We start from the raw sequence: 1,731 nt of genomic DNA, 5'->3' as shown, positions 1-1,731 counted from the left end.
GGCGACCACCGACGCCAACCGCGCCGCATCTTCAGAGTTTACGATCACACATACGATCTGGGACATCCCGCCAGACTCGCACGAAACTAACCGATTGTGAATCACCTGATTGGGTCAGTGCACTAGCTGGCTTGGAATTGCCGAAATCGGTCGCTTTTGCGTCAGCGTCCTCGGTTCCGATCAGCTTGACGCGTGCAAGCGCTTTGCAGCGAGTTCTCCCGACAAATTTGCCGGATTAAGCCACCGTTCTAGCCCCAGCGGCCAACCTATCCTCGACAACGTCCTTGCCTGGATCGATTGCGAAACGGAGGTGATCCACGAACTCGGCGACCACTTGCTCGTGGTGGGGCGCGTTGAACATCTCGAGAGAGAGCGTGATGCTCTGCCGCTCCTGTTTTTCGGCGGCGGCTACCACAAGACAGAGGGCATAAAATTATAGATATATTAAAAGTGCGAACGATGATCAGATTTTTTGGCGCACTTCACGAGCGAAGCGGAAAAGGCCAATTCGGGAATCGAGTTTGACCGCTGGTTAAACCTGAGTTCCAAGGGCGGCGGATCATTTCTCGCGCCAGCCGGCTTGCCGTTAGCTCGGCTTTGTACGTTTAGGTGGCGAAGCACAGCGCGTTTGTCATGCGGATCGAGCGAGCGGGAGGAATTTTCGGCGGTTCCCGGTGCGGCGGCGAATGCGAAGTAATGTCGCCGATCCCGCAGCGTCGCCGAGGAGATGCTCGGCGATCATCAGCCCGACGTCTGGATATCGGATCGCTATGCCGGGCAGCAGGAACTGGGCAAGGCGCATTAGGTCAGTATCGCTCATGTGCTGCGCAATGTCCAATATGCCATCGACTGCGGAGACGCGATCTTTGCCCCGCAAGTCCGCGTGTCAACGGCGATGGGCTATCCGGTTCGGGAAACGACGACACGAACTCAAGCCCTCCGCCCTGGCAAGCTATGCTGTCGGGGCCGACACCAAACTCTCCCGGATGGCGGCTGTTGATCACTCTGGGGACCGATTTCTGCATCGAAGCTTGAGAGGAAGCGCTGACGCGCTTCGGGGCGCCGGAGATCTTCAACACCGATCAGGGGTAACTGCTCAGGTGGTTGGCCAAAGGGGCTTGCGCGGAGCGGCGGTGGGTGGTTCAAGCTTCGGATGGCGCCACCCCCGCTTCATGTTCTGACCGAAGGCGAGAAGAACGAGCCTCGGAACTGGTCGCGATTGAGGTCGAGCACATCCTCGAAGCGATTGATCCCGAAGCGGCTGCTGAGCATCCCACGCAGCAAGGGCGAACAGGAGGGGAGGGGGCGACTGCCTATCTCAGCCCACGGCCGACATGCGCTCCCCGCGACCCGGCGACAGCGACCTCACGAGCCAGGTGGAACGGCTCCGTTCCAGCGACACGAAGTTGGCGTTCAGGTGCGTGCTGACGACGGCAGAGCACGATAGGGACACAGGCGACCTCCTTAAACGATAAAGCGGGAAGGTCAGTCTGCCTCAATCAGCGCCAGCCCGCGCACATGGGATCTTTATGCAGGCCGATCCACACCCATGCCCGCGTGTTTCACGTCCAGACCCGATACGCCACCGGCTTCGTCGACGACCTTTCTAGTGCACTGACCCAATCAGGTGATTCACAATCGGTTAGTTTCGTGCGAGTCTGGCGGGATGTCCCAGATCGTATGTGTGATCGTAAACTCTGAAGATGCGGCGCGGTTGGCGTCGGTGGTCGC

2 protein-coding genes and 2 pseudogenes are annotated in these 1,731 nt (G+C 59.2%); 2 read left to right on the top strand and 2 right to left on the bottom strand.

Annotated features, from left to right (window positions below; translation table 11 throughout):
- Positions 1-109: 109 nt before the first annotated feature.
- A complete protein-coding gene (locus tag EWE75_RS24480; RefSeq protein ID WP_130160620.1) occupies positions 110-439 on the top strand; it encodes a flavin reductase family protein in 330 nt (109 codons plus the stop codon).
- Between the two features lie 192 nt (positions 440-631).
- On the opposite strand, the gene EWE75_RS26395 is transcribed toward EWE75_RS24480, so the two are convergent.
- Positions 632-820 (bottom strand): hypothetical protein, encoded by a 189-nt coding sequence (locus EWE75_RS26395; RefSeq protein ID WP_165388536.1) that lies wholly within the window; start codon positions 818-820, stop codon positions 632-634.
- Positions 821-1,197: 377 nt separating this feature from the next.
- Between EWE75_RS26395 and EWE75_RS25955 the strand changes: the two are divergent.
- Positions 1,198-1,341 (top strand): annotated as a pseudogene (locus EWE75_RS25955) (integrase); the annotation flags it as partial.
- Here EWE75_RS25955 and EWE75_RS24470 read toward each other — a convergent pair.
- Positions 1,331-1,453 (bottom strand): annotated as a pseudogene (locus EWE75_RS24470) (IS110 family transposase); the annotation flags it as partial. The pseudogenes EWE75_RS25955 and EWE75_RS24470 overlap by 11 nt on opposite strands.
- Positions 1,454-1,731 lie beyond the last annotated feature (278 nt).

The sequence above is a fragment of the Sphingomonas populi genome, from assembly GCF_004208535.1.
GTDB lineage: Bacteria > Pseudomonadota > Alphaproteobacteria > Sphingomonadales > Sphingomonadaceae > Sphingomonas > Sphingomonas populi.
The sequence above is the reverse complement of the archived record's forward strand: the minus strand, read 5'-3'. Positions and strand labels throughout refer to the sequence as shown.

What these genes read in the sequence shown, in the direction of transcription:
- EWE75_RS26395 (WP_165388536.1), bottom strand. Translation starts at nt 820, where the DNA reads ATGAGCGATACTGACCTAATGCGCCTTGCCCAGTTCCTGCTGCCCGGC.